This window comes from Methylobacterium sp. B1 (genome assembly GCF_000333255.1).
Taxonomy (GTDB): Bacteria; Pseudomonadota; Alphaproteobacteria; order Rhizobiales; family Beijerinckiaceae; genus Methylobacterium; species Methylobacterium fujisawaense.
Genome location: NZ_BACT01000871.1, coordinates 1 through 6,157, shown reverse-complemented (window position 1 = coordinate 6,157; position 6,157 = coordinate 1). Strand labels below are relative to the sequence as shown.

Genomic DNA, 6,157 nt, shown 5'->3' with positions numbered 1-6,157 from the left:
TCCAGAGCGCCCGCCGAGCCGGGGCACGCGTTTCGGAGCCTGAATCCGCTCAGGCCGCCAGCTGAAGAACCCAATCGTAGAAGTCGGTCCAGGTCTCCGACGGGGCCGGCGGCTCTGTGCCCGACGATTTCCCGGGTTCGATCGCGACCTGCGCGCGGACATCCCGAGGAGCGCAGCCGAACTCTGCGCGGAAGGCCTGGGTGAAATGTGCGGGGCTCTCGAACCGCCAGCGATACGCCACATCGGAGATGCGGGCGAAGCGCCCGTCGCCGGCGGCGAGGTCCCGATAGGCGCGGGCGAGCCGGCGCTGCCGGATATAGCCGGACACGCCCCCGAGGGGGACGAACAGCCGGTACAGGGCGCTGCGCGAGACGCCGAACCGCTGCCCGATCGCCTCGGCGGTCAGGTCCGTGGACGCAAGCTCGGCCTCGATGAAGCGCCGGATGGCGACGAGCAGGGGGGCCCGCTCGAGTGGCTGGACGCCCCCATCCTCCTGCGGCAGGCCCAAGGCCGCCACACCGAGCAGCGCCGCCGTGGCCTCAGCTGCCGCAGCGGCCTCCGGCTCCGAGAACCCGGTCGCGTGCGTGCTGAGGGAGCGCAAGTGGTCGGTGAGCATCCGGCCGAACGGCGTCGCACCCCGGATCACCGCCCCGTGCAGGGTGTCGAGCGCGCTTTGCCGGACGCCGAAGAGCGGCCGCGGCAGGACGACCGTGATCGCCGCGTAATCCGTGGAGGCGGCGGAGAGGGGCCGCGACAGGTCGAACAGGCAGATGTCCCCCGGCGCGCAATCCTGCTCCCTGCCGCTGACCGCCACCCTCGATTGTCCGGAGACACGCATGTGGGCGACGATATGATCGACGCCCATCCGGGCCACCAGGCCACGCTCGCGCACGAACCGGAGCCCGGAGGCGCGGGCGCTGCAGACGATCGCGGTGCCGAGGTGCCGAACCCGCGACTGACCGCGGAAATCGGACAGATCTTCCTTGCGGATCGTGAAGTCCCAGAACGGCGCGACGGCGTCGCGCCAATCGTCGGCTTGACGATGACCGGGACTCTCACCCGTGAGCAGCAGGATCGGTTTTGGTCGCATCGCCCGTGTTGTGGTCCGGACCGCGCACATGGCATCGGCCCCGCCGCCAGTATGGCGATTCCTGCTGCTTAGAAAAGTGGCACTCCGTTCCAAACACCGGACTCTGCGCTCCGGGCTCGTCCTGTCCTGCGGGATCCGGTGCCGGAGGTGGAACGTCCCGCAGGCCGGTCGGCCGCGGGACGGGACGGGACACGGTTGTGAGGATCGCGGACTTCGATCCTGATGGTCGAGCCCCGTTACCGTCCGCTCGGGGCTGCGCCGCTGCCGGTGGCACCGTTGCCGGTGCTGTTGTCGCCCGCAGGGGCGCCGGGGGACGAGGTGTTGCCGTTGGGCGTGCTCTGCGCGGCGGCTATCCCGGCGCTGCCGGCGACGAGAGCGAGAGCGAGCAGGGCGGATTGAACGGTTCGGCTGGTCATGGCTCTCCTGGATCCCGATCGGATTCTCGACGTGCCGGCCCATGCCGGCTTGCCTTCGAGAACCGCCCCCGGGCAGCCCCGTTCCCGCCCGGTTGGGAGCGGCGCGAATCGGCCGCAGTCCACGGGCATGCCCGTGCAAGCATCTAGACCCGGAATGCGGCCGCGCTGCCCGGCTCGTGGATCGGGCAGCCGTTGTGCTCGGCCCGGAAGCCGGCCGAGCGGGGATAGACCACTCGGCGCGCGCGCATGATCGCGCCGAGCGGACGATGGGCGGCGAGGCCGTGCCAAGGACTGAAGGCGAGGCCGTCATCGAGCGCCCGCGCCTTCGCATCGCTCCAGGCCTCCTGACGCGGCACGGTGATGCGCGCCACAGGACGATAGGGGCTCTCGGTCTCGGGCCAGGGGACCGAAGCGTCCTCGACCGGCATCGTCTCGCGATTGGTGAGGAGTTGAGCCCGGATTTCCCAGACGCCCGCCTGCGCGGCGAAGAAGGCCGCGACCGCCTCGCGCAGGCCGTTCGGCTTGCCGTTGACGTTCAGGGCGGCGCCCGTGAGCGCGGTCAGTTCGGGCGAGACCGGCGCCACCGCGACCTTCGCGACGTAATCGCCCCAGCGCAGGGGCGCCTGACTGTAGAAGGTCTCGCCCAGGATGTGGGTTTCGGGATGACCGCCGAGGGTGATGACTGTCGGGCTCTTCGTGCCGAGTCCCTCAAGCACCGCCTCGACGCCGCGCAGCAGGGCCGAGAAGCCCTTCTTGAACACCTGCGGGGTGTCGGTGGCGCTCGCCGGCAACGCCGAGAATCCTGATGGCGAGGCCCCGGGGTGTCGACACGCTGTCGTCGAGGAAGTCGCCGGGATTGGTCGAGAAGCGCAAAACCACATCGTGGCGCCCCGGCGCCGCGAAGGCGCCCTGGGCGAGCGCGGGGGACAGTCCGGGCAGCACCTCCAGGGAGCCGACCAGCAGGCCGTGCGCCTTGGCATGAACCCCGCGCACCGCGTGGCCGTCATCCTTCAGGGTGGTGCCCTGGATCTTGGCGAATTGCTCGACCATGCCCGCATGGACCGCCGCTTCATCGGGCTGCGGAGCCTCCAGGTCGGGCGTGTAGCGAATGAAGTCGGTCATGGGCCTCGGGGAAGACTCGGGGGCGCCGGGCAGCGGATCCGAGCCGCAAACCGTTCGGATGCAGGCCGTTCCGGGCATTTAGGGCGGCGGGAGCTGCGGGCCGCGCCGTTTCCGCCGGGAACACCCGGCAGCCCCCCGAGCTTGTCCGAAGGTCGAGACTTGGGGCGTGGCGTGAAGGTGTTCCGGATCATGCAGGCGGCGACGGGGGCGATCCTCTGGATCGGCTCCGCGCTCGATCCCCTTGCAGCCCTCGACGCGATGGCGCGCGCAGCCGGCTTCCGCGACAGCACCCGGATCCCGAGCCACCTGCGGGCCGGAGGCCTCCACGTCGAAGAGGTGGAGGTCTGAATCCGCGCCGCGCCGAGCAACGGGCCGGGCGGCTGGACGTGCGGCGCCGATATACCATCCCGGGCTGGCGGATCGAGATGCGCTCGCCGGAACCGACCACAGCGACCGCTGTGTGCCTCGGGGAGAACAGGGGGGTTGCCGACAAGTGTAGCGATGCCGTTCACGCGTCTTCAGGGAACGCCACGGAGGGTACGGCATGAACTCCGCCGATCCGACACCGCGCCTGCTCGCGGCCGGGGCGTCCCTCACCGGGACCGGCATCCTGATGTGCCGGACCGAGCCGTCCTGGGACGGGATCCTCATCGGCCTGCTTTGCCTCGGGCTCTGGGCCCTCGGAACCCTCGCGATACGTCCGGGGCCCGTGACGCGGCCCACACGGACGATGCGGCCGGTCCTCCTTGAGGCGGTCGTCGTCGAGCGCCCCCGCCCCCCGCCCCTGTTGCTGCCCGCGCCCCGGACCTCGGCCGACGACCGGGCCGGATCGAGCCCATCCCGCCTGCCGGACAGGCCGACGCACCGCCCACGCGTCATCGGGCGCCGGCGCGGCTAGGGCCCCATGGCCGGCCCGGGATGCCGCTGACCCGGCGGGCGAGCAGGGGCGAGAACCGCGCTTCGAGAGCCTTGAGACGTGTCACCGGGGTGCCCCGGCGACGGCCGGGGCGGGCGCGAAGACCGCGGCGGGGAGACCCGCCCGCGCCGAAGGAATCTGGTAAGGAGGTGAGCCAGTCATCGATCCCAGGCCGGCTGGATGTCCTGCGGCGTCCTCGCCATCCGGACCGACAAAGGGCCGCCGTCCGGAATCCTGCGTCGCCGCGCCGGCTCTGGCGGCGCGCCGCCCCCATGACCGGCCAGGAGATCGCCATGGCCCCGATCGAGACCCCGGTGCCCTACCGGCTGCAATGCATCGTCCACCGGGAGAGCGCCGGCGGCATCATTATCCACGACGAGCAGATTCCCGGCGCCACCGACGAAGCGGCGGTCGCAACCGCGAAGGCACGCTTCACACAGTTGCTCTCCGGCCGGTCGGGCTCGGCGGCTCTGAGGGACCCCGCAGGCCGGGTCGTCTGGTCTGCCCGGCAGACGCCGCCGCCCGGCACGGTGGGATCCGGCATCCCGTAGGACACCTCCCGGCGGGGTCAGGGGGTGTGGCGCGCCTCGAGATCGATCACCGGGCCGCCCAGATCGAAGAACTCATCCTCGTACGGGAGCAGGTCCTGCGGTTCCTCAGCCTCCCGCCCCCCGAACGGCAGGAGCGCGGACAGGACTCCGAGGCAGAGCGCTCCGGCAACGAGGGCAATCATAATCGCGAAGCTCATCACGGAACACTCAGGCGAAGCCGACGGCGGCATCAGGCCGTCGGAAGATTAAGGCCCGGTTCCCGCACGCCGCAATCGTTCATGGCCGTCCGCGCGACCACGGATCGACCGTTCTGCACTCTGAACGGCGCCCCGCACGCCCCGAAGCGCCACGAAGCGCCACGGGGGCACCGCTGGCGCACCGTTGCGGGGCGCATTCGAGGATTGGACCGGCCCCGGCGCGGCCCGGGTGATTCGGATGCGGAATCACCGTGGCGTCGTGACCGCATCCTGACGGTGCTCGACCTCGTCGCGCACACCGCGGCCGGCCATGAGGATCTCGGTCATGAACGCCGCGATCGCCGCCACCGTGCAGATCAGCGCCGCGCCGAAGCAGGCGAACAGGACGGAGGCGGTCGCCGCGTCGCGCAGGGCCCCGACGAACAGGGTCAGCACCGCCAGGCCGATCAGCCCGCCTCCGAGCGAGGCCAGGACCACCGCCACGTCCAGCACGAAGGAGCGCCGCCGCAGGAAGGTCAGACGGCGGGTGAGGCGGACAGCCTCGGCGGCCGTGGCCCGGGCGGTCTCCGCCGAGAGGCTGTCGACCTTGTCGGAGATCCGGCCGAGTCGGGTCGAGAACACGTTGAGCAGCGTCGCCAGGGCCGACAGCAGGAAGGCGGGCGCGAGCGCCACCTGGATGATGTGCGCGACGCTGTCAGGCTCGGTCGCATTGAGGGAGAAGCCGAACATCGACGCGCTACGCTCGCGGACATGTCATGTCCCGGCGCGGCCGGGCATCGGTGCGGATGGAGGCGCGGGTGCGCACGGGTCCCGGGCGGAGCAGCCTACCATAGGAGCCCCTCCGCCTGCAGCCCGGCCACCAGCAGGAACAGCGCCGAGAGGAACGCGACCGCGATGTAGGGGGCCGGCGTGTCCGTCACCGAAGCCTCCCGGCGGGCGTGGGGCACAGATGCCCGATCCCGATACGGGCCGGGAGGACCGGCATCGAAGGCAGCGCGACGGGTCCCATGCGCGTCTCCTGAACTCTCCACCGATGACGAGGCCGGGCAGATAGGGCCTGATATGCGCCGGGAAAGCCGCGGCCGTTCGGCCGTGCGGCGGCCGCAGGTTCTTCCCCACAGGCCGGGCGGAGCGGGTCCGCACCGGGAGCCGGCACCGGGTCTTGCGCGAGATCTGCGGCGCCCCGGGAGATCGATCGGTCCATGGGGCCGCGGCCGGACTCACGGTCGTCCGCCCGAGATCCGGATCCGGCCGGGCCCCCTATTCGCGCGGGCGCATCCGCCGTCGGACGCCGGAAGATCAGGGCCGGGCCGGCGCGAACCCGACGGGCAACGATCCGATACGCTCCCGGACCGGAGCAGATCTCCCGCCTCGCGCAAGCGGGCAATCCGGGGGACCGATCTGGGCTGTTCGTAAATTAATGTTAACCGCTCTTCGGGTCGCAGACGGACTTGCGGGCCGCCTGCCGGTAGGCTCTAGTGAATGTCGAAGCTTCCTGGTTGGTCCTGGGAACGTTTACGAACGAACTTCAGCCCCGTCCGCACCGCGCGGCGGGGCTTTTTGTTCTCGGAAACACTCCGATACACATGGTTGAGAGCGCTTCGACCAATCCCGATCGGGATGTGCCCCAGCACACTTGGCTGTCTTGGCGGGAGGGCCCGTATCCGGGCTGTTGCGGCGACGCACTATCGCCCTGGCGCGCCCTGTCGTTCTGNTCGCCCCGCACACATCCCGCACAACGGAAGACAGAAGACCAGATGATCAAGAAGCTTCTTCTTGCGAGCGCCGCCACGGCCCTCCTGACCGGCGCCGCCTCGGGCGCGGAACTGGCGGGCCGGGCCGCCCCGCGCGGGTTTTCACCCCGT

General features: G+C 71.0%; 7 protein-coding genes and 1 pseudogene. 3 read left to right on the top strand and 5 right to left on the bottom strand.

Annotated features, from left to right (window positions below; translation table 11 throughout):
- Positions 1-49: 49 nt before the first annotated feature.
- From I53_RS24895 to I53_RS24885, 3 genes and pseudogenes are all read right to left on the bottom strand, one after another.
- Positions 50-1,090 (bottom strand): AraC family transcriptional regulator, encoded by a 1,041-nt coding sequence (locus I53_RS24895; RefSeq protein WP_043355790.1) that lies wholly within the window; start codon positions 1,088-1,090, stop codon positions 50-52.
- A gap of 236 nt (positions 1,091-1,326) precedes the next feature.
- Positions 1,327-1,506, bottom strand: a complete 180-nt coding sequence (locus tag I53_RS24890) for a hypothetical protein (protein ID WP_043355788.1) — start codon at positions 1,504-1,506, stop codon at positions 1,327-1,329.
- A gap of 143 nt (positions 1,507-1,649) precedes the next feature.
- A pseudogene (locus tag I53_RS24885) lies at positions 1,650-2,628 on the bottom strand (catalase family protein).
- 159 nt (positions 2,629-2,787) lie between these two features.
- Between I53_RS24885 and I53_RS34275 the strand changes: the two are divergent.
- The 3 genes from I53_RS34275 to I53_RS24875 all read left to right on the top strand — a co-directional run bounded on the left by I53_RS34275 (position 2,788) and on the right by I53_RS24875 (position 4,095).
- Positions 2,788-2,976, top strand: coding sequence for a hypothetical protein (locus I53_RS34275; protein WP_148311233.1), 189 nt, complete (start codon positions 2,788-2,790; stop codon positions 2,974-2,976).
- A gap of 196 nt (positions 2,977-3,172) precedes the next feature.
- Positions 3,173-3,526, top strand: a complete 354-nt coding sequence (locus tag I53_RS24880; RefSeq protein ID WP_043355786.1) for a hypothetical protein — start codon at positions 3,173-3,175, stop codon at positions 3,524-3,526.
- Between the two features lie 311 nt (positions 3,527-3,837).
- On the top strand, positions 3,838-4,095 hold the full coding sequence (locus tag I53_RS24875) for a hypothetical protein (protein ID WP_043355792.1): 258 nt from the start codon (positions 3,838-3,840) through the stop codon (positions 4,093-4,095).
- Positions 4,096-4,112: 17 nt separating this feature from the next.
- Here the strand turns inward: I53_RS24875 and I53_RS24870 are convergent, their stop codons facing one another.
- On the bottom strand, positions 4,113-4,292 hold the full coding sequence (locus I53_RS24870) for a hypothetical protein (RefSeq protein WP_043355784.1): 180 nt from the start codon (positions 4,290-4,292) through the stop codon (positions 4,113-4,115).
- Positions 4,293-4,538: 246 nt separating this feature from the next.
- Complete coding sequence (locus I53_RS24865; protein ID WP_043355782.1) at positions 4,539-5,021, bottom strand: DUF2721 domain-containing protein; 483 nt, start codon at positions 5,019-5,021, stop codon at positions 4,539-4,541.
- Positions 5,022-6,157: the final 1,136 nt, after the last annotated feature.